The organism is Microbacterium sp. CBA3102, assembly GCF_007954505.1.
Classification (GTDB): Bacteria; Actinomycetota; Actinomycetes; order Actinomycetales; family Microbacteriaceae; genus Microbacterium; species Microbacterium aurugineum.
On sequence record NZ_CP042412.1, the window covers coordinates 602,522 to 622,529 of the forward strand.

18 protein-coding genes and 1 pseudogene are annotated in these 20,008 nt (G+C 69.7%); 12 read left to right on the forward strand and 7 right to left on the reverse strand.

Annotated features, from left to right (window positions below):
• Positions 1-31: 31 nt before the first annotated feature.
• Positions 32-1,576: an ABC transporter substrate-binding protein gene (locus FGL91_RS03035; RefSeq protein WP_153243034.1), complete on the reverse strand. Its 1,545-nt coding sequence runs from the start codon at positions 1,574-1,576 to the stop codon at positions 32-34.
• Between the two features lie 164 nt (positions 1,577-1,740).
• Here FGL91_RS03035 and FGL91_RS03040 point away from each other — a divergent pair, with 164 nt between their 5' ends.
• The 3 genes from FGL91_RS03040 (at position 1,741) to FGL91_RS03050 (ending at position 4,307) form a co-directional block, all read left to right on the forward strand.
• A complete protein-coding gene (locus FGL91_RS03040; RefSeq protein WP_131494346.1) occupies positions 1,741-2,643 on the forward strand; it encodes a MurR/RpiR family transcriptional regulator in 903 nt (300 codons plus the stop codon).
• Complete coding sequence (locus tag FGL91_RS03045) at positions 2,640-3,785, forward strand: MFS transporter (protein ID WP_131494345.1); 1,146 nt, start codon at positions 2,640-2,642, stop codon at positions 3,783-3,785. Before FGL91_RS03040 ends, FGL91_RS03045 begins: the two co-directional genes overlap by 4 nt.
• A 120-nt stretch (positions 3,786-3,905) precedes the next feature.
• A complete protein-coding gene (locus FGL91_RS03050) occupies positions 3,906-4,307 on the forward strand; it encodes a hypothetical protein (RefSeq protein ID WP_153243035.1) in 402 nt (133 codons plus the stop codon).
• A gap of 16 nt (positions 4,308-4,323) precedes the next feature.
• Here FGL91_RS03050 and FGL91_RS03055 read toward each other — a convergent pair whose 3' ends face one another.
• Together FGL91_RS03055 and pyrE are read right to left on the reverse strand one after the other, a co-directional pair.
• Positions 4,324-5,226: an ROK family protein gene (locus tag FGL91_RS03055; RefSeq protein ID WP_153243036.1), complete on the reverse strand. Its 903-nt coding sequence runs from the start codon at positions 5,224-5,226 to the stop codon at positions 4,324-4,326.
• Positions 5,223-5,783 carry an orotate phosphoribosyltransferase gene (gene pyrE / locus FGL91_RS03060; protein ID WP_131494342.1) on the reverse strand — a complete coding sequence of 187 codons (561 nt, stop codon included), beginning with the start codon at positions 5,781-5,783 and terminating at the stop codon, positions 5,223-5,225. The genes FGL91_RS03055 and pyrE overlap by 4 nt, the downstream gene beginning before the upstream one ends.
• 37 nt (positions 5,784-5,820) lie before the next feature.
• Here pyrE and FGL91_RS03065 point away from each other — a divergent pair, with 37 nt between their 5' ends.
• Together FGL91_RS03065 and FGL91_RS03070 are read left to right on the forward strand one after the other, a co-directional pair.
• Entirely contained in the window at positions 5,821-6,681 is an 861-nt protein-coding gene (locus tag FGL91_RS03065) for an exodeoxyribonuclease III (protein ID WP_047521093.1), read from the forward strand.
• Positions 6,682-6,692: 11 nt separating this feature from the next.
• Positions 6,693-7,502: an HAD family hydrolase gene (locus tag FGL91_RS03070; protein WP_047521095.1), complete on the forward strand. Its 810-nt coding sequence runs from the start codon at positions 6,693-6,695 to the stop codon at positions 7,500-7,502.
• Positions 7,503-7,505: 3 nt separating this feature from the next.
• On the opposite strand, the gene FGL91_RS03075 is transcribed toward FGL91_RS03070, so the two are convergent.
• The 3 genes from FGL91_RS03075 to FGL91_RS03085 are packed head-to-tail and all read right to left on the reverse strand — an operon-like array spanning position 7,506 to position 9,286.
• Entirely contained in the window at positions 7,506-8,159 is a 654-nt protein-coding gene (locus FGL91_RS03075; protein WP_153243037.1) for a dihydrofolate reductase family protein, read from the reverse strand.
• 10 nt (positions 8,160-8,169) lie between these two features.
• The gene (locus tag FGL91_RS03080) at positions 8,170-8,847 is read right to left on the reverse strand and encodes a winged helix-turn-helix transcriptional regulator (protein WP_153243038.1); all 678 of its coding nucleotides are present in this window, start codon (positions 8,845-8,847) and stop codon (positions 8,170-8,172) included.
• Position 8,848: 1 nt separating this feature from the next.
• Positions 8,849-9,286, reverse strand: coding sequence for a VOC family protein (locus FGL91_RS03085; protein WP_153243039.1), 438 nt, complete (start codon positions 9,284-9,286; stop codon positions 8,849-8,851).
• 181 nt (positions 9,287-9,467) lie between these two features.
• Between FGL91_RS03085 and FGL91_RS03090 the strand changes: the two genes are divergently transcribed.
• From FGL91_RS03090 to FGL91_RS03110, 5 genes are all read left to right on the forward strand, one after another.
• Positions 9,468-10,733, forward strand: a complete 1,266-nt coding sequence (locus tag FGL91_RS03090) for a sensor histidine kinase (protein WP_153243040.1) — start codon at positions 9,468-9,470, stop codon at positions 10,731-10,733.
• A complete protein-coding gene (locus FGL91_RS03095) occupies positions 10,730-11,416 on the forward strand; it encodes a response regulator (protein WP_153243041.1) in 687 nt (228 codons plus the stop codon). The genes FGL91_RS03090 and FGL91_RS03095 overlap by 4 nt, the downstream gene beginning before the upstream one ends.
• 36 nt (positions 11,417-11,452) lie before the next feature.
• Positions 11,453-12,625, forward strand: a complete 1,173-nt coding sequence (locus tag FGL91_RS03100; RefSeq protein ID WP_153243042.1) for a benzoate/H(+) symporter BenE family transporter — start codon at positions 11,453-11,455, stop codon at positions 12,623-12,625.
• A gap of 97 nt (positions 12,626-12,722) precedes the next feature.
• A complete protein-coding gene (locus tag FGL91_RS03105; RefSeq protein ID WP_047521115.1) occupies positions 12,723-13,607 on the forward strand; it encodes an ABC transporter ATP-binding protein in 885 nt (294 codons plus the stop codon).
• Entirely contained in the window at positions 13,604-14,692 is a 1,089-nt protein-coding gene (locus FGL91_RS03110) for an ABC transporter permease (RefSeq protein WP_153243043.1), read from the forward strand. Before FGL91_RS03105 ends, FGL91_RS03110 begins: the two co-directional genes overlap by 4 nt.
• 97 nt (positions 14,693-14,789) lie before the next feature.
• Here FGL91_RS03110 and FGL91_RS03115 read toward each other — a convergent pair.
• Positions 14,790-18,259, reverse strand: a pseudogene (locus FGL91_RS03115) (proline dehydrogenase family protein).
• A gap of 134 nt (positions 18,260-18,393) precedes the next feature.
• Here FGL91_RS03115 and FGL91_RS03120 point away from each other — a divergent pair.
• Positions 18,394-19,302 carry a LysR family transcriptional regulator gene (locus FGL91_RS03120; RefSeq protein ID WP_153243044.1) on the forward strand — a complete coding sequence of 303 codons (909 nt, stop codon included), beginning with the start codon at positions 18,394-18,396 and terminating at the stop codon, positions 19,300-19,302.
• Positions 19,303-19,411: 109 nt separating this feature from the next.
• Positions 19,412-19,999, forward strand: coding sequence for a nitroreductase family protein (locus tag FGL91_RS03125; RefSeq protein WP_047521123.1), 588 nt, complete (start codon positions 19,412-19,414; stop codon positions 19,997-19,999).
• Positions 20,000-20,008: the final 9 nt, after the last annotated feature.

Consider the following 20,008-nt stretch of genomic DNA (forward strand, 5'->3'; position numbering starts at 1 on the left):
GGCGCGGGGTGGCCGCGCCCCCTCCGATCCGCTACTTGATGGAGGTAGTCCGCAGGTACTGCAGCGAGCCGTTCGCCATCGGGACGAAGCCGTCGACGGTCGCGGAGGTCGCGGTGTAGGTGTAGCTCGTGAACAGCCAGATCCACGCGGCGTTGTCCTCGAGGTTCTCGGAGACCTGCGCGTAGATGTCCTTGCGCTTCTCCGGGTCGGCCGTCTGGCGACCCTCGGCGAAGAGCGCGTCGAGCTCGGGCGAGGAGTATCCGGCGACCTTGTTCAGGTTTCCGGTGCTGGTGAAGTAGCGGCCGTACATGCCGTCGGGGTCGGGACGACCGCCGTTGAGGGCGACGGCGGCGTCGAAGTCGGCTGCGATCCAGCGATCGACGAACGCGCCGGACTCGAGCACCTCGAGGTCGAGCGTGATGTTCGCGTCGGCCAGCTGCGCCTTGAGGTTCTGGGCCTCGTTCACCGACGTCGCGTACTCACCCTGGGAGACGATCGTCTTGACGGTGACGCCGTCCTCCTTGCCCGCCTTCTTCAGGTACTCGGCGGCCTTGTCGAGATCACGCTCGGGGCACGGACGCGCCTCGGGGTCGGACTTGTACGCGGGAGAGGTGATGGGACCGGTGACTTCGCCCTCGCCGAGAGCTGCCGTGTCGAGCACCTCCTGGCGGTCGATCGCGCACTGCATCGCGAGTCGCACGTTGACGTCGGTCAGGTCACCGCGCGTGGCGTTCAGCTGCAGCGCGTGGTAGCTCAGCTGCGGGGTCGTGGCGACCTCGACGTTCGCGCCCTCGGCGGTCTGTGCGACCAGCGGGTCGTCGAAGACGGCCAGCTGCACGTTGCCGGACTGCATCGCCGACACGATCGACGACTCGTCGGGGATCACCCGGAACTCGACCGTGTCGAGCAGCGCCGCGTCGCCCCAGTAGTCCTCGTTCTTCGCCAGCGTGATCGACTGGCTCGCCTTGCGGTCGTCGAGGATGAAGGGACCGGTGCCGTTGGGCGTGGTGTTCAGCCCCTCTTCGGTGTCGTCCGAGGAGAGCATCGCCATGTTGATCACGGCGAGGTTCGCGGGAAGCGCGGCGTCGGGCGCGCTCAGGGTGAGGGTGACGGTGTTCTCGTCGGTGGCCTCGACCGCGGTGACGGAGGCGAGAGAGCTCGCTGCGACGGCCGCCGTCTCCTCGGCGGCGATGGCGTCGAGAGAGTACTTGACGTCTTCGGAGCCGAAGGTGCTGCCGTCCGCGTAGGTGACGCCCTCGCGCAGGTGGAAGGTCACGGTGAGACCGTCTTCCGAGACGTCCCACGACTCGGCGAGGCCGGGGACCACGTTGAGGTCCTCATCGAACTCGGTCAGCGTGCCGTACAGGTTCTGCAGGACGTTGACGGCCTGGAACTGCGTCGCCTTCCAGGGGAAGAGCGTGTCGGGATCGCTCGTGACGCCGATGACGAGGTCACCGCCGGCCTCACCCGTCGACGGGGTGTCGGACGCGGGTGCGGAACAACCGGTGATCACGAGCGCCAAAGCGACACCCGTGGCTGTGAGAGCGCCGAATGACGCCCGCCGTGCTGTGCTCATTGCTGATTCCTCCTGGCTGGGACGCGTCGCCGTGGCGTCGGGTCAGGCTCTGTCGCCTGCCGCCCGCGAACATCGTCGGTCTGGGTTGGTACTAAAAGTACACGACAGACACTACTGATGTAACAGAAGTTCCTCTACTGTTATGAACAGCGATCGGAGACCCCATGCCCCACGAAGCCGCCCGCGATGATGCCGGCGCACACCCCGTGCTCGTCCGCATGCGTGCGATCCGTCCCGAGCTGCGTCCGAGCGAGCAGCGCATCGCCGACCTCTTCCTCGCCGATCCGGCGGGGACCGCCGGACTCTCCATCGCCGAACTCGCCCAGCGCTGCGACACCTCGACCACCTCGGTGGTGAGGTTCTGCAAGCGCCTCGGCTACGAGCACGTGCGCGAGCTGCGCAACCACGTGCTGCGCGACGTCGAACGCGAGACGTTCGACACGGCCGCGCTCCCCGCCGTCTCCGGCGACATCGACCGCAACGACACGCTGTCCGACATCGTCGCGAAGGTGTCGCTGGCCGAGACCCTCTCGCTCGCGGACACCGCCAAGGTGCTCGACACGGAGTCACTGCGCGCTTCCGTCGACGCCATCACGTCCTCGACCAGGGTCGACATCTTCGGTGTGGGTGCGAGCTCCATCGTCGGACTCGACCTGCAACGCAAGCTCACCCGGATCGGGCGCACGGCACTGGACTGGTCCGACCCGCATGCCGCCTGGACCTCGGCGGCGACGCTCGGCCCCGGCAACGTCGCGATCGCGGTGTCGCACACCGGCACCACGACCGACACGATCGAGTTCCTGCTGCTCGCCCGCCAGACCGGGGCGACGACGATCGCGATCACGAACCATGCCGGCGCTCCACTGGCCGACCAGGCGGACATCGTCCTGACGACCGCCGCGCGCGAGACCGGCTTCCGGTCGGGTGCCCTCGGCAGCCGGATCGCCCAGCTGATGGTGGTCGACTGCATCTTCATCGGCGTCGCACAGTCGAACTACGACCGCTCGATGGAGGCTCTGCGCGACACCTTCGCCGCCGTCCACCGCGTGCGGAAGACGGGGGCGTGACCGCCCGCACCCGGCGAGCGCGAGCGGGGCTGTTCACCGCCTTCGCGGGCCTCGGGGTCACGGCGGCCTTCGTCCCCGCGGTCCTGCCCTCCACCGAACGCGCGATGGCGACCGACCTCAGCGCCGCGGTCCCCGCTCTCTTCGGCGGGCTCTTGATCGGAGTCCTGAGCTCGGGCCCGCTCTTGATGCGCCGTCCACCGCGCACCACGCTGATGCTCGGCAGTGCCCTCCAAGCCGTGGCGATCATCGCCGTGGCCGTGGCAGACGCCCCCGCCATGTTCATCGCCGCGGCCGCCGTCGCCGGATTCGGATTCGGGCTGGTGGAGGCCTCGGGATCCGTGGCGGCGAAGTCCGTGGCCGCCGGCAGCGCGACGGGGCTGCTCAGCGCTCTGCTCGGCACGGTCGCGGTGTGCGCCGCGGTCACGCCCCTGCTCGTCGCCGTGGGGTCCGGAACGCGCCCGCTGCTCGGCATCCTGGCGATCGTGCCGCTCCTGGCTCTGGCGATGCTCGCGGGACCGGCGGCCCCGACCTCCCCCGCCGAGACTCCCGCGCATCGGGACGTTCGCGGGCTGCTCACGCTCCTGCCCTTCGCCGTCGCACTCCCCCTGTATGTCGGCGTCGAGACCGTGCTCTCCGGGTGGTCGGCGGTGATCCCGGAGCGGATCCTCGCGGTCGATCCGGGCCTCGCCGCGCTGGGGACCTCGGCGTTCTGGACGCTCATGGCCGTCGGGCGGTTCAGCGCGGCGGGACTGCGCCGGCTCTCCGTCTCACCGATCGTGATCCTCGTGTCCGCGACGGGTGCCGCGGCGGTCCTGATGGCGACCGCGGGGATACTGGTGGAGTCCGCGCCGGAAGTGGCGCTCGGCGCGCTGGCCGCCGTGGTCGTCCTCCTCGCACCCAGCTACGGCCTCATCCTGGGACTCGCCCTCGATCGTCTCGACCCCGCGCGCAGCGCTGCGGTGACCGGCGCGCTCGTCGCCTGCGGGGCCGTCGGGGGGACGTTCGTGCCGACGGTGATCCTCCTGATCGGACGGGATCCGGCATCGAGTACGACGTTCCTCGTGTCCGCCGGGCTGTGCGCGCTCATCCCGGTGCTGATGCTGGTTGCCGCGCGTTCCCCTCGTCGGGCTTCCGTACGCTGACACCTCCTGCACACCTGCCGATATCGTCGACCTCTTCACGGATGCCGGAATACCGGAGCACCCACCCGCGAGTCCGGCGTAACGTCGACGACACACCCATCCGCAGCGAGGAGAGCACGCGTGTCCACCGAGGTCCTGGCGATCATCATCAGCGCGATCGGCGTCGTGCTGACGATCACCGCGAGCCTCTTCACGGCCGGCGCCTGGATGGTACGCCGCATCGATGACCGCATCGATGCCGTCGACGAGAAACTCAGCACCCGTATCGATGCCGTCGACGAAAAGCTCAGCACCCGCATCGACGCCGTCGACGAAAAGCTCAGCACCCGCATCGACGCCGTCTCCGAAACTCTGACCGCCCGCATCGACGCCGTCTCCGGAACTCTGACCGATCGCATCGATGCCGTTTCCGAGACTCTGACCACCCGGATCGATGCGGTCGCGGCCGATGTCACCGACCTGAAAGTCGCCGTCGCCCGGCTCGAAGGACCACCCCGGCACCTGCTCACTGTGCGCCGGTGAGCAGGGCGTGCGGTGCCTACCGGAGCACGAGAGCAGCGGCGCCGATGAGCGGCCCTTCGTCGCCGAGCCCCGAGCGCACGACGCGGGTACGGCGCGAGTACTCGTGGGCCGCGCTCGCGGTGAGTGCCTGCTGCACGAGGTCGATGTAGTCCGACGACACTCGCGAGAATCCGCCGCCGATGGCGACCACGTCGAGGTCGACGAGGGTCGCGGCATCCGCCAGCGCCTCCCCCACCTCGCGGGCCGAACGCTCGATCGCCGCCCGCGCGAGGGGATCGCCGGCCGCCGCGTCCCGCGCGAGGTCTTCGCCGGTGGCGCCGGTCCACCCCTGTTCCTGGGCCCACGCGGCGCTCGCGGGACCGGAGGCGATCTCCTCGAGCGTCAGGCCGCCCTCGCGACGCACCTGACCGAGGTGACCGGCATTGCCGGTGGCTCCGGGAATGTAGGCGCCGTTCGCGACGAAGCCGCCGCCGACGCCGGTCGAGACCACGATCGACAGCGAGGCGCCGGCGCCCTGCGTGGCGCCGAGCCACGATTCCGCGAGCGCGAGGGCACCGCCGTCGTGGCCGAGCACGGTGCGCACGTCGCCCCCGAGGACGGTGGACGCCGCGGTGCGCACTGCCTCTTCCAGGACGAAGCCGCGCGCGAGCGGCATGTTCACCGGCATGATCGCGCCGAGGGAGCGGTCGACGGGACCGGCACTGCCGATTCCCGCACCGACGAGCTCCGCGTCGGCCGGAAGCGCGGCGAGCGCGAGCTCGACGATCGCGACGACGGCCGCGTCCAGAGACTCGAACGTGGCGTCCCGACCGGTCGGCTGGCGACTACGACTCCCGGGGAGCAGTCGGCCGTCCTCCGCGACGAGCGCGGCCTCCATCTTCGTGCCGCCCACATCGACGGCGAGCGCGTAGCGCGTCACTGGGGGTCGAGCCCGAGGTCGTCGAGGTCGAAGGCCGCGCGCCATTCCAGACCCTCGGCTTCGATCGCGGCCTGTGCGCCGGTCTTCCGGTCGACGATCACGGCGACCGCGACGATCTCGGCGCCTTCTTTGCGCAGGGCCTCGACGGCCTTGAGCGCGGACTGGCCCGTGGTCGAGGTGTCTTCGAGCACCACGACGCGCTTGCCCTTGACGTCTGCGCCCTCGATCTGACGACCGCGACCGTGGTCCTTGGGCTCCTTGCGCACGACGAAGGCGTCGAGCGGGGTGTCGGTGGCGACCGACGCGTGCAGCACCGCGTTCGCGATGGGGTCGGCGCCGAGTGTCAGCCCACCGACCGCCACGACGTCGAGGTCGCCGATCAGGTCGAGCATGATGCGGCCGATCGCGGGAGCGGCACGGTGGTCCAGGGTGAGCTTGCGCATGTCGACGTAGTACGTCGCCTGCTTGCCGCTGGAGAGGGTGAAGTCGCCGTGGAACACCGCCTCATCCTTGATGAGGTCGAGGAGTGTCTGGCGGTCTGCGTCGAGTGCGGTCACGGCATCCAGTGTAGGAGGCACACCCTAGGCTTGAGGCATGCGCTTGGCCACCTGGAACGTCAACTCCATCCGCACCCGCGTCACCCGCACCGTCGAATTCGCCGTCCGCGAAGACATCGACGTGCTGGCGATGCAGGAGATCAAGTGCAAGCCGGAGCAGTTTCCCTACGCGCCGTTCGAGGAAGCCGGGTACCACGTCGAGGTGCATGGGCTGAACCAGTGGAACGGGGTCGCGATCGCGAGCCGCCTGCCGATCACCGATGTGCGCACGGCCTTCGACGGAATGCCGGGCTTCGCCAAGGGCCATGAGGGTCCGGATGCTCCTCTCGAGGCGCGCGCGCTCGGCGTCATGGTCGACGGAGTTAGGGTGTGGAGCCTGTACGTGCCCAACGGCCGGTCCCTGGAAGACCCGCACTACCTGTACAAGCTGCACTGGCTGGAGCAGCTCAAGAAGTCGACGGCGGCCGAGCTCTCGGCGAACCCCGACCTCCCGCTCGCCCTGGTCGGCGACTTCAACATCATCCCGTTCGATCACGACAACGGCGACCCCGACATCGTGATCGGCCGCTCCACCCACGTCTCCCCGCAGGAGCGCGACGCGTTCTTCGCGTTCCAGGATGCCGGGGTCACCGACGTGGTGCGCCCGCTGATCCCCGAGGGCTTCACCTACTGGGACTACCAGCGGCTGAAGTTCCCCCGCAACGAGGGCGTCCGGATCGACTTCGTCCTGGGCTCGCGCACGCTGGCCGAAGCGGTGACCGGAGCCTCCATCCACCGTGACGAGCGCAAGGGCGAACAGCCCAGCGACCACGTACCGGTGGTGGTCGACCTCGATGGGCGCCGGTTGGGCACCGGTGGCGCTGAGGACGACGACGACCTGCCGATGATCTTCTCCTGAATGCCGATCCGATGAGCGTGCGGCTGATTGCCACCGACCTCGACGGCACCCTCCTGGACTCGACGTCGTCGGTCAGCACGCGCACCCGCGCGGCGCTCGACGCGGCACGGGAGCGCGGCATCCACGTGGTCCCCGTGACGGCCCGCCAGCCGATCGGGCTGCGAGCCATCGCCGCGGATGCGGGTTTCGACGGATGGGCCCTGTGCAGCAACGGCGCCTACGCCGTGCGCCTCGACGACGGACGGATGCTTTTCGCGGAAGAGCTTCCGCCCGAGACGATCCGTGCCCTCGCCGAGGCTCTGCGCGCAAGCATCCCTGGCCTGTTGTTCGCGAGCGTGCGCGAAGCCGGCGAGACGTTCGTGGCCGAAGACGGTTACGCCGCGATCGCTGCACTCACCGACCACAAGCGGGACCCCGCCACGATGGGCGGCGTGCCGCTGGAGCAGGTGCTCGCCGCCCCCAGCCTGAAGTTCGTGATCCGCCACCCCGAACTCGCGCCCGACGCGCTGTTCGACACGGTACGTTCCCTCGGGCTGACCGGCTTCGAGGCGACGCTCTCGGGCGCTCCGTTCGTGGAGGTCATGGCCGAGGGCGTCACCAAGGCCACCGGCTTGGCCCGACTCTGCGAGCACCTCGGTATCGACCGCACCCACGTGGTGGCCTTCGGCGACGCGCTCAACGACGTCGAGATGCTCCGCTGGGCAGGGCGCGGGGTCGCGATGGCCGACGCCGAACCCCTCGTGCAGGATGCGGCCGACGAAACGACCTCCTCCAACGATCAGGACGGTGTGGCGCGGGTGATCGAGCGGCTTCTGGGCTGAGACTCACTCGAACGTCCCGACCTGCGGCACCCGATCGGTCCGCGCGTAGCGGAGCAGCGTCACTCCGGCCTCGTCGACGATCGGCGGCTCCAACAACCGCAGCACCGAGGGAAGCGCATCGTCGTCGAACACCTTCTTGCCCGCGCCGAGCAGCAGCGGATACACCCAGAGGTTCAGCTCGTCGAAGAGCCCCTCGGCGAGCAGCGTGTGGACGAAGTCAATGCTGCCGATCACGTGCACTTCGCGGTGGGCCGCCCTCATCGCCGCGACCTCCGCGGCGAGGTCGGCACCGACGCGCGTGCTGCCCTCCCAGTCGAGCGTGAGATTCGCATCCCGGGTCGCGACGTACTTGGGCACGCGGTTGAAGAGCCTGCCGATGTCGCCGGACTCGCCCGAGGTGTGATGCGGCCAGTATGCGGCGAAGATGTCGTACGTGCGCCGGCCGAGCAGCAGCGCGTCGAGCCCGCGCATGCCCTTCTCGATCTCAGGCCCGACACCGGACGAGGGGTATCCGGCCTGCCAGCCGCTGAACCGGAAACCGCCGGAGGGGTCCTCATCGGTGCCGCCCGGCCCCTGAGCGACGCCGTCGAGGGAGGTGAAGAGATCGATCAGGATGCGGCCGGATGCCTGTTGTTCATCGGGATACGGGCTGTTCATGTCGTGCTCCCTAGGTCAGTCGTGCGATGCGGAAGGTGTCGGCGAACGAGTCCAGCAGCGATTCGTCGCCCCGGACGACCGCGACGATGTCCTGCGCGAGGGCCTCTGCCGGGGTGACATCGCCGCCGATGAGGCGACGGATGCCGGGTCCGGCGACGATCACCGCGTCCGGAGCGCCGTCGGGAAGACGTCCGCCGACCGGCGGCGCCGGAGGTGCGATCTGCGCGACCCGGAGCTCGCGGTCGTGCACGGACACGCGGAGGGCGACGTCGCCGACATGCAGCTCGTACTCGGCATCCATGGCGGATTCCGCCTGGAACGCCGTGCGCAGGGCCATCGTGAGCGAGTCGGGCGTGACGACCTCACCCTCTGCGGGATCCCCCATCGCCTGGAACCCCCATCGTCCGAGGGCGAGCATGATCGGCTCGAACGAGCGCCCGTACGGGGTGAGTTCGTACACGAGCCCGCAATTGAGCAGCGGCACCCGCCGTACGACCCCACCCTCCTGGAGGTCCTTCAGCCGGGTGGACAGGATGTTGGTCGGAATGCGCGGCAGGCCCTGCTTGAGGTCGGTGTAGCGACGGGGTCCGACGAGCAGATCACGGACGATGAGCAATGCCCACCGCTCCCCGATCAGCTCGACCGCCGTCGTCACACCGCAGTATTGGCCGTAGCTGCGCGCCGCCATGTCAGGCCGACGCGGCGGTGTCGGCCACGTGGTCCGGCCCGTTCTCGACGGCTTCGGGGGTCATGTAGAGGAAGCGGAGGGAGTTGCCGTCCGGGTCGTCGAGGTCGCGCGAATACATGAAGCCGTAGTCCTGCGCGGGCTTCGGCTCGGATCCACCGGCGGCCAGGCCCTTGGCGAGGATCGCGTCGACCTCCTCGCGCGAATCCTGGCTGAACGCGACCGACACCTGCAGAACGTCGTTCGGGTCGGCGATGGGCTTGTCGGTGAACGTCTCGAAGTACTCACGCCGGAGGATCATGAAGTAGATGTCCTCGCTCCACACGACGCACGCGGCGTTCTCGTCGGTGAACGGAGGGCTGATCTCACAGCCCAGCGCCACGTAGAAGGCCTTGGCGCGTTCGAGGTCACGGGTGGGCAGATTCACGAAGACCTTGGTCATGTCGACTCCCTTGTCGGTGTGGATATCGGTGTGGACCCATCGATCGTGAGCCCTGTCGACAAGCTTGTAAAAAACACCTTTGCTTGTCAATAGCAAGTAATCGCTGGCAAGCAATCGTTCCTACCCACCGATCCGCCGCCAGGGGGATGCCGCGGCGGACGCCCCGCCCTACGGTGGAGGGATGGCCGCCGAACCGTTCACCCGCACGCCGACCGAACGCGAACGGCGCAACGACCTCTTCCTGGCGCTCGCGCTCTTCGTCGGCGCGATCCTCAGCGCCGCCCTGTCCTCGATCGCGCAGGTGTACGGCGACGAGCAGGCCGACCTGTGGACCGCGCTCGTGTACGCGGTCGTCGTCGCCATCCCTCTCGCCTTCCGTCGTCGTTGGCCCGGCACCGTCGCGGTGGTCGTCTCCGTCGCCTACTTCGCCGCCGTCACCGTGCGGGTTCCGGAGATCTATGTCGGGAACATGGCGATGTTCATCGCCCTGTACACGGTCGGCGCCTGGATGAACGACCGCCGGCGTGCACTGATCGTGCGGGTGGCGATCATCGTCGGCATGTTCGTGTGGCTGCTGATCACGATGTACCGCGATGCGATCACGGAGGCGGACGACGCCGATGTCATCGCCGGGGCCATGTCACCCTACGTCGCGTTCATGCTCATCCAGCTCCTGCTGAACGTGCTCTACTTCGGCGGTGCGTACTACTTCGGCGAGCGCTCGTGGGCGGCCGCGGAGCAGCGGTCGGTGCTCGAAGATCGCACGGTCGAGCTGGAACGCGAGCGCGAGGTCACGGCGGCACAGGCCGTCGCCCTCGACCGGGTGCGGATCGCCCGCGAGCTGCACGACGTCGTCGCCCACCACGTCTCGGTGATGGGCGTGCAGGCGGGGGCGGCGCGTCTGGTGCTCGATCGCGACACCACCGAGGCCGCACGCATCCTCTCCGGCATCGAGGGGTCGGCGCGCGACGCGATCCACGAGCTGCGCCAACTGCTGGAGACTCTGCGCACGCCCGGCGGCGAGGCCACCGACACCGCCTCCACACTCACCCTCGACGACATCGCCGCGCTCGCCGAAGCATCGACCGAGGCGGGGCTGCCGACCGACTATGCCGTGATCGGCGACCCCGTCCCGGTTCCCTCCCTCGTCGCCGTGAACCTGTACCGGATCGCACAGGAGTCGCTGACGAACGCCCGTCGCCATGCGGGCTCCGGTGCCACCGCCGATGTCCGTGTGCGCTACGACGACGACGGCGTCGAGATCGAGATCGTGAACACGGGGCGCGCAGTCACCCACGTGCGTCCGGGGCTCGGTCAGCTGGGAATGCGAGAACGCGCCGCGGCATCCGGCGGCACTCTCGAGGTGACCTCCCGGCCGCTCGGCGGGGTGCGCGTGCGGGCCCGCGTGCCGCTTCCGACCCCGGAGAGGACGGGAGCGCGCCGATGAACGGCCCGATCCGTGTGCTGCTGGTCGATGACCATGCGCTGCTGCGCGCAGGCTTCCGCACCATCCTCGACACCCAGCCCGACATCACCGTGGTGGGCGAAGCGTCGTCGGGCGCGGAGGCCGTCGCTCAGGCATCCGCGCTGCACCCCGACGTCATCACGATGGACGTGCAGATGCCCGACATGGACGGCATCGAGGCGACCCGACGAATCGTCGCCGACCCGGAGATCACCGCGGCCATCGCGATCGTCACCACGTTCGATCGCGACGACTACCTGTACCAGGCGCTGGATGTCGGAGCCAGTGGCTTCCTGCTCAAGAACGCCGGTGCCGAAGACCTGATCGCCGCCGTCCGCGCGCTCGCCGCCGGCGACGGGATGCTCGCTCCCGAGGTCACACGCCGCGTCCTGGCACGGTTCGCCGCCGCCCCCGCACAGCCGATCGCGGCCCCCTCGATCGAGAGCGCCGCGATCCCGAAGCTCACCCTCGCCGAACCCCTCACCGAGCGCGAGGCCGAGGTGCTGACGCTGCTCGCCGACGCCCGCAGCAACTCCGAGATCGCCAGGGCGCTGTTCATCGGTGAAGCCACGGTGAAGACGCATGTCTCGCGCATCCTGCAGAAGCTCGGCGCGCGCGACCGGGTGCAGGCCGTCGTCCTCGCGCATCGCATGGGTCTGGCGTGAGCACCGCGGCCCGCCGCGCGCGCTAGCCTCGGAGCCATGCCCGAAGCCGTACCCCTGTCACGTCCGATCCTGGCGGGGGTCGTGACGGCACTCGTCGGATTCACCAGCTCGTTCGCCGTCGTGCTGACCGGGCTCGACGCCGTCGGTGCGGACGCGGCGCAGGCGGCGAGCGGACTCCTCGCGGTCAGCCTCACGATGGGACTCGCGTGCGTGGTGCTCGCATGGCGGTATCGGATGCCGATCACGGTCGCGTGGTCCACACCGGGTGCGGCACTCCTCGTCGCGACCGGCACCGTCGAGGGCGGCTGGTCGGCGGCGGTCGGCGCGTTCCTGGTCACCGCCGCCCTGATCCTGCTCACGGCTCTCTGGCCCGCGCTCGGCGCCCTGATCGCGCGCATCCCTCCGTCGATCGCGCAGGCCATGCTCGCCGGTGTCCTGCTGCCGCTGTGCCTGGCGCCGATCACGGGCATCGTCGCGAACCCCTGGGGCGTGGTGCCGGTCGTGCTCACCTGGCTGGTGTTCGCCCGCCTCGCGCCGCGCTGGGCGGTACCTTTCGCCTTCGTGGCGGCGACCGTGGTGGTCGCGGTGTCACTGATCGGCGCGGGCAGCACGTTCGACGCCGCGCTGCTCCTGCCGCGCCTCGAGTTCACCGCCCCGACGTTCACGGTCGGCGCGCTGGTCGGTCTCGCTCTCCCCCTGTTCATCGTGACGATGGCCTCGCAGAACGTCCCGGGGATCGCGATCATGCGCAGCTTCGGGTACGAAGTGCCGTGGCGTCCGGCGATGCTCGTGACGGGTGTCGGCACCGCGCTCGGCGCCACCGCCGGTGGGCACGCGATCAACCTCGCCGCGATCAGCGCCGCCCTCGCCGCCTCACCGGATGCCGATCCCGACCCGAAACGTCGCTGGGTCGCCGGCGTCTCGACCGGGGCGTCGTACCTCGTGCTGGCGGTGTTCTCCGCCGCGTTCGCCGCGCTCGTGGTGCTCGCGCCCACGGCGGTGATCCCCGCCGTGGCCGGTCTGGCGCTCTTCGCCGCCTTCGGATCATCGGTGCAGCAGGCCATCGACGATCCAGGCGAGCGCATCCCCGCCGTGGTGACCTTCCTGGTGGCCGCCTCCGGGATCGCGGTGCTCGGCGTCAGCGCCGCGTTCTGGGCGCTCATCGCCGGGCTCCTGGTGCGCACGGTGCTGCACGCCGGGCGCTCCTGATCCCCTCCTCCCCCGGAAGGGTGATCCCAGGGACTCCGCCGCAGGGGGGATGCCCTGGAATGCCCCCGGTCCGTAGCGTGAAGACATGACCACAGGAATGCTCGAACTCTCCGGCATCACCAAAAGCTACGGCTCTCGGCGCGTGCTCGATGACGTGTCCTTCACGGTCGCCCCCGGGCGACTGACGGGCTTCGTCGGCGGCAACGGCGCCGGCAAGACCACCACCATGCGCATCGTCCTCGGCCTGCTCTCTTCAGACGGTGGCGACGTCACCCTGGACGGGGCGCCGGTCACCGCGGAGGATCGCCGACGCTTCGGCTACATGCCCGAGGAACGCGGTCTCTACCCCAAGATGAAGGTGCTCGAGCAGATCGTGTACCTCGCGCGGCTGCACGGCTTCGGCAAGCAGGATGCCACCGAGCGAGCGACGACTCTGCTCACCGAGCTGGGCCTCGGCGAACGGCTGAACGACACGATCGAGTCCCTGTCGCTGGGCAACCAGCAGCGTGCGCAGATCGCCGCCTCACTCGTGCATGACCCCGAGGTGCTGATCCTCGACGAGCCGTTCTCCGGCCTCGACCCCCTCGCGGTCGACGTGGTCGCCGGTGTCCTGCAGTCCAGCGCGGCGAAGGGCGCATCCATCCTCTTCTCGTCCCACCAGCTCGACGTGGTCGAGCGCCTGTGCGACGACCTCGTCATCCTCGCCGGTGGCACGATCCGCGCGGCCGGTTCCCGCGACGCGCTGCGCGCCGAGCACGCCCGTGACCGCTACGAGTTGGTCTCGGCAGGTGACGCCGGCTGGTTGCGCACCGAACCCGGCGTGACGGTCGTCGACTTCGAGGGCGGGTACGCGCTGTTCGACGCGGACGGTCCCGAGACCGCTCAGCGGGTGCTCCAGTCCGCGGTGCAGCGCGGAGACGTCGCGAGCTTCGCCCCCAAGCATCCGTCCCTCGCCCAGATCTTCAAGGAGGTCATCCGATGAGCGCTCCGACCCCCGTCCGCAGCCCCAACGGCATCTGGCTCGTCGCCGAACGCGAGATCGGATCGAAGCTGCGCAGCAAGGCCTTCCTGATCTCCACCGGCATCCTGCTGGTGCTCGCCCTCGCCGGCATCATCCTCGGTGGCTTCGCGAGCAAGAACACCGACGCGATGCCGGTCGCCGCGACCGCCGAGACCGCGGCCGCCGTGTCCGCCATCCCGAACGTCGAAGTCACCGAGGTGTCCGACCAGGCCGCCGCCGAGAAGCTCGTCCGCGATGACGAGGTCGATGCCGCGGTGCTCCCGGGCGACGGCCCCTCCGGCTACACGATCATCGCGCTGCAGGACGCTCCCGGCTCGCTCGTCTCGGCGCTGTCGATCTCGCCCGAAGTCGTCATCCTGGAGCCGGCGACGACCAACCCTCTCCTGCGCTACTTCATCGCGATCGCCTTCGGGCTCGTGTTCATGATGGCGGCGGCGACGTTCGGCGGCACGATCGCGCAGAGCGTCGTGGAGGAGAAGCAGACGCGCGTGGTCGAGGTGCTGCTCTCCGCGATCCCGGCGCGCACGCTGCTCGCCGGGAAGGTGATCGGCAACACCGTGCTGGCGATGGGGCAGATCCTCGCCCTGGCGGCGGTGGCGACCATCGGTCTGATCGTCACGGGTCAGCGCGAGGTGCTCACCACGCTCGGGTCGCCGATCATCTGGTTCGCGGTCTTCTTCCTGTTCGGGTTCATCCTGCTGGCGGCGATGTTCGCGGCTGCGGCGTCGATGGTCTCGCGACAGGAGGACATCGGCTCCACGACCACACCGATCACGATGCTGATCATGGCCCCGTACATCCTGGTCATCGTCTTCAACGACAACCCGCTGGTGCTGACGATCATGTCGTACGTGCCGTTCTCCGCTCCGGTCGGCATGCCGATGCGCCTGTTCGTCGGTGAGGCGCAGTGGTGGGAGCCGCTGCTGAGCCTGGTGATCCTGCTCGCCAGCTGTGTGGCGGCGATCGTCATCGGCGCGAAGATCTACGAGAACTCGCTCCTGCGCATGGGCTCACGGGTCAAGCTCTCGGAGGCCCTGCGCGGCTGACACGCACCCACCGCCGACACCCCGTCTGAGTGTCGAAACCCCCTGCTGCCGACGTCGGCAGCAGGGGGTTTCGGCGCTCAGCGGGGGTCTCGCGCGATCAGATCACGTCGTCGCCGAGGGTGGTGGGGTTGCCGAAGCGATGGTTCGTGATCGACACGGCCTGCTCGTGCAGGAACGGGAGCATCTCGACGCGGCCGGCGCCGGTCACGGCATGCGACCACACCGCCACGTCCGGGCTGCCCTCGAGCGCCTCGAACAGCGCCGAGGCGTCGCCACCGACCAGACGGACCCGCTGCCACGTGTTCGCCGCCTTGGCGTAGCGCGCGGTCCATGCAGCATCCGACTCGCGCTTCACGGTCACGCCCTGCGCACGCAGCACCTTCTCGATGCGGGCGGGCAGCGACGGAGCCGACACCGTGAACGGGCTGCCACTGCGGAGGGCGGCGGCGAGCACACGGACCCCGTCGGCGAGCACCGCGTCCTCGGAGATGCGCACGTCGACCGCGACCGGGCGGTAGCGGAAGAGGTTGCGCTCGACCCCGAGGCCGGACTTGTCCGACACGGCGCCGAACTCGTCGATCCAGGCGCGCTCATCGGATGCGGCGGCGCGCCGCAACCAGTCCGACGCGGTCGCATCGACATCCGCCCCCGCGGCGTCGAGCAGGGCGGCGACGGCCGGAGCGACGGCGGCACCGGGGGAGACAGCGGCAAGCTCCGCCGGAACCCACTCGCCGAGGCCGTGGAGATAGTTGGGTCCGCCGGCCTTCGCCCCCGCCCCACGGCCGAGCGCTTCCACCCGCCGAACGGCTGACGCTGCACGATCGCACCGGTGATGCCGCGGTTCACGTAGAGGTTGCCCGCCTCGACGCGGTCGAGCCACGTGGTGACCTCACCGGAGTCGAGCGAGTGGATGCCGGCCGTGAGGCCGTAGTCGACCGCGTTCTGCAGGCGCAGCGCCTCGTCGAGGTCCTTGGCGTGCATGATGCCCAGCACCGGGCCGAAGAACTCGGTCAGGTGGAAGTACGACCCCTCGCGCACACCGGTCTTCACACCCGGCGTCCACTGCCGACCCTCGGCGTCGAGCTTTCGCGGCTCGACGAGCCAGCGCTCACCCTTCTCCAACGTCGTGAGCGCCCTGAGCAGCTTGCCGTCGGCGGGCTCGATGATCGGACCCATCTGGGTGGCGGGGTCATCGGGCAGACCCACGCGCATCGACGTGACGGCATCGACGAGCTGACGCTCGAACCGCTTCGAGTCGGCGACCGATCCGACGAGGATCGCGAGGGATGCCGCGGAGCACTTCTGCCCCGCGTGCCCGAACGCGCTGCGAGCGACGTCGGCGGCGGCCAGGTCGAGGTCGGCGGACGGCGTGACGATGATCGCGTTCTTCCCGCTCGTCTCGGCGAGGAGCGGCAGGTCGGGGCGGAAGGAGCGGAACAGCTGCGCCGTCTCGTACGCCCCCGTGAGGATCACCCGATCCACCGCGGGTCCGGCGACGAGGCGGGTGCCGAGGTCACGGGAGGCCAGGTCGACGAGCGCGAGCAGATCGCGCGGCACACCGGCGGCCCACAGCGCCTCGACCATCACGGCACCGCAGCGCTGCGTCAGCTTCGCGGGCTTGATGATGGCGGCGGAGCCCGAGGCCAGCGCCGCGAGCACACCGCCGGCGGGGATCGCGACCGGGAAGTTCCACGGCGGCGTGACCACGGTGACCTTCGACGGCACGAACTCCGCACCCGAGACGGTCTCGAGGTCCTTCGCACGCTCGGCGTAGTAGTGCGCGAAGTCGATGGCCTCGCTCACCTCCGGGTCGCCTTCGGCGATGGTCTTGCCCGCCTCGTGGGCCATGATCTCCAGGAGTTGCCCGCGACGAGCCGCGAGTTCGTCCCCGGCGCGGTGCAGCACGGCGGCGCGCTCGGCAGCGGGGAGGGCGGCCCACTTCTCGGCCGCGGCGGTCGCCGCGGTGAAGATGCCGTCCAATTCGGCTTCCGTCTCGACCTTGGCGATCGCGATCGTGTCCAGCCCCAGGGTCGATCCGACCGAGCGACCGAGGATCGCCCGTCCCCACGCGCGGTTGGCGGCGATCGCGGGATCGGTGTCGGCCTGGTTCCGGAAGCCGTCGGTCGTTGCGGCGTCTGCCTCTGCGGTGCGGTCCTGCACACGGTGCGGACCGGGGACGAACCCGGGCTCATCCGTCACGAGCGCGGCGAGCGAGCGCTCGAAGCGCTCCCGCTCCCGGGTCAGCAGGGTCGGGTTCGAGGCCAGTTCGAACACCGCCGACATGAAGTTCTCGGAGCTGGCGTTCTCCTCGAGACGACGCACCAGGTAGGCGATCGCCACATCGAATTCGGCCGGGTTCACGACCGGCGTGTAGAGCAGGAGGCGACCGACGTCCTTGCGGACGGCCTCGGCCTGCCCTGTCGCCATGCCGAGCAGCATCTCGTACTCGACCAGCGGGTCCGCACCCGTCGGATCCGCCACTCCCCGTGCCTGGGCGAGCAGCCACGTGTAGGCGATGTCGAACAGGTTGTGCCCTGCGATGCCGATGCGCACGGCGTCCAGGCGCTCCGGCGTCATGGCCCAGTCGAGCACCCGCTTGTAGTTGGTGTCGGAGTCCTGCTTGGTGCCGTAGGTGGCGAGCGGCCAGCCGTGGATCGCCGCGTCGACCTCTTCCATCGCGAGGTTCGCGCCCTTGACCACGCGCACCTTGATCGGCGCTCCGCCCTTGGCGCGACGGGCCGCGGCCCACTCCTGCAGGTGCTGCATGGCACCGAGCGCATCCGGCAGATACGCCTGCAGCACGATGCCGGCTTCGAGGTTCTCGAGCCCCGGCTGGTCGAGGATGCTCGTGAAGGCCGCGATCGTCAGGTCGAGGTCGCGGTACTCCTCCATGTCGAGGTTGATGAACTTCGCCTTGCCCTCGGCCTCGGCCGCAGCCGCCAGTTCGTAGAGCGGGGTGAGCTTCTCGACGACGTCTGCGACGGCCTCGTCGAACGACCACATCGAGAGCTGGCTGACGACGCTCGAGACCTTGATCGAGACGTAGTCGACGTCGTCACGGGCGAGGAAGTCACGGGTGCCGCGCAGACGGTGTCCTGCTTCACGCTCGCCCAGCACCGCTTCGCCGAGGAGGTTCAGGTTGAGGCGGTTGCCGCTCTTGCGGAGCTTCGCGATCGCGGGGCCCAGCTTGGCGGGGGTCGCATCGAGCACCAGGTGCCCGACCATGGCGCGCAGCACACGACGGGAGATCGGCACGACGACACCGGGCAGCTTGGGCGCCCAGAAGCCGCCCGTCTTGATCGCGGCGCGCAGGTAGCCGGGCAGCAGACCCGGGGTGATGTCGCTCAGCTCGGCGAGCGTGCGCCCGGCGACGCGCAGATCTTCGGGACGCATCACGCCGTCGACGAAGCCGACCGTGAACGCGAGCCCGTTCGGGTCTTTCAGGACCTCGGAGAGGCGCTGGGCGGCGGGCTCGACGGGGTGGGTCTCGCTCTCGGCGAGCCAGCGCTGCACGAGGGCGGCGACCTCTTCGGTGCGGGGAGTGGTGGTGTCGGCGGCGACAGGCATCGGTGGGACCTTCCAAGAGAGCGCACACCGGGGTTTCGTGTGCGGCTGGATCATTGTCCTGCCACTCGGTAGGCTCCGTCTATCAACCGATTCGAGTGGGTTCTGTTCACTCTGACTGAACGGATGGAACGCGCGTGCTGGACGTCAATCGGCTGCGGATGCTGGTGGAGCTGTCGCGGCGCGGAACGCTGTCGGCCGTCGCCGATGCCCTCTCCTACAGCAAGGCCTCGGTGTCACAGCAGCTGAGCGCACTGGAGCGCGATGTGGGCGTGCCGCTGCTGCGCCGGGTGGGGCGCGGAGTGCAGTTCACCCCGCAGGGGAACGTGCTCGTCGCCGAGGCCATCGGCATCCTCGATCAGCTCGAACACGCCGAGGTCGCCGTGGCTGAATCGCTCACCGAGGTGACGGGCACCGTGGGCATCGCGGTGTTCCAGTCGACGGCGCACTCCCTCCTCCCCCGCGCCCTCCGGGCCCTGAAGGATCGGCATCCCGCATTGCGCGTCGAGGTCACCGAGTGCGACCCGGAGACCGGCCTCATCGGGGTGTCCAGCCGGGACTTCGACCTGATCCTGGCCGAGCAGTACCCCGGACGCACCCGCCCGATCCACGCGGATCTCGACAGGGTGGAGCTCGCTCATGATGCGATCGCGCTCGCCCGACGCCCCGGATCCCCGACCCCTGCGGATGCCTTCGCCGCACTGTGGTCGACCCGCGGGGAGCCCTGGGTGCTCGAGCCTGCCGGTACCGCTTCGCGAGCGTGGGCGGAACAGCTGTGCCGCACCGCCGGCTTCGAACCGGACGTGCGCTACGAGATCGCCGACCTTACGGCACATGTGCGACTGATCCATGCGGGGCTCGCCGTCGGGCTGCTGCCCGACCTGGTGTGGGCGGGTGACACCCCGACCGTCGACCTCACCCCGCTCCCTCATGACCCGCGGCGCGAGATCTTCTCCTCGGCGCGCCGCGTGTCGGCGGATGCCCCGTCGATCCGGGCGGTCCGCAGCGCGCTGGCTGACGCGGCCACGCACAACCTCCCGGACTGAGGCGCCGGGAACCGGACCGCGCACCCGGGAATATGCATGCACATGCATCTGTTCAGTCCCGTGTACCCGGACGATGGAGTCCGATCCACTCCGTCCGAAAGGCACTTCTGTGAGCACTCCCGTCATCGACCGCACCGCACCGACCGAGCACCCCGTCCTCGACGTCCTTGCCGGCCGCTGGAGCCCCCGCGCTTTCGACGCGCAGAACACGATCGACGAGGCCAAGCTCGCCACCGCGCTCGAAGCGGCCCGTTGGAGCCCGTCCGCCAACAACACGCAGCCCTGGCGCTTCATCGTCGCCCGCCGCGGCACCGCCCTGCACGCGCAGGTGGTCGACGCGCTGATGGGCTTCAACCAGGCCTGGGCGGGCAACGCCGCCGTCCTGGTCGTCGCCGTGGCCGAGACCGCGACCGCCGACGGCACGCCCCTCACCCACGCCCTCTACGACCTCGGCCAGGCAGTCGCGCACTTCTCGGTGCAGGCACACCACGACGGCCTGCTCGTGCACCAGATGAGCGGCTTCGACCCCGAGGTCGTCCGCGAGTTCGCCGATCTCGAACCGCGCTTCGTCCCGGTCACGGTCTTCGCGGTCGGCGAGTTCGGCGACGTGAGCGCGCTCCCCGAGGTGCTGCAGGAGCGCGAGGTCGCGCCGCGCGTCCGTCGCCCCATCGCCGAATCGGTCATCCTCAGCGCCTGACACCCGGTC